This window comes from Paraburkholderia sp. SIMBA_027 (assembly GCF_046535315.1).
Taxonomy (GTDB): Bacteria; Pseudomonadota; Gammaproteobacteria; order Burkholderiales; family Burkholderiaceae; genus Paraburkholderia; species Paraburkholderia tropica.
The window spans coordinates 1-278 of sequence record NZ_JAWRWY010000403.1 but is presented as its reverse complement, the minus strand read 5'-3'; the positions used below and the strand labels follow the sequence as shown (position 1 = coordinate 278).

Here is a 278-nt window from a genome sequence, read left to right as displayed (position 1 = left end):
AATATATGAATCTGAAAATGTTTTATTTGATAAAGATGTAAAAGTAAAATTAAAAAAAGATGGTTTCTTTTATTTAAAAGAAAAGAGATTCATGCTTGATGGGATTCCATTGATCTTCGGTGGGTGGAATTTTCAGAAATCACGCTTTACAGTGGATCAAAATAATAATTTGCTGGTTCAATCCAATTACTTTTTCTGTAACGGCGTATTGGTTTTCATGAGCGACTGGAAAACATTTCACTATAGTTTAACTTTTGAAAAGACAGAGTAATCATGAA

At 29.5% G+C, this 278-nt stretch carries 1 protein-coding gene; it reads left to right on the top strand.

Translation table 11 applies throughout. The features are described from left to right. On the top strand, positions 1–271 hold a 271-nt coding region (locus tag SB764_RS39590; protein ID WP_410866693.1), incomplete at its 5' end, for a hypothetical protein. Positions 272–278: the final 7 nt, after the last annotated feature.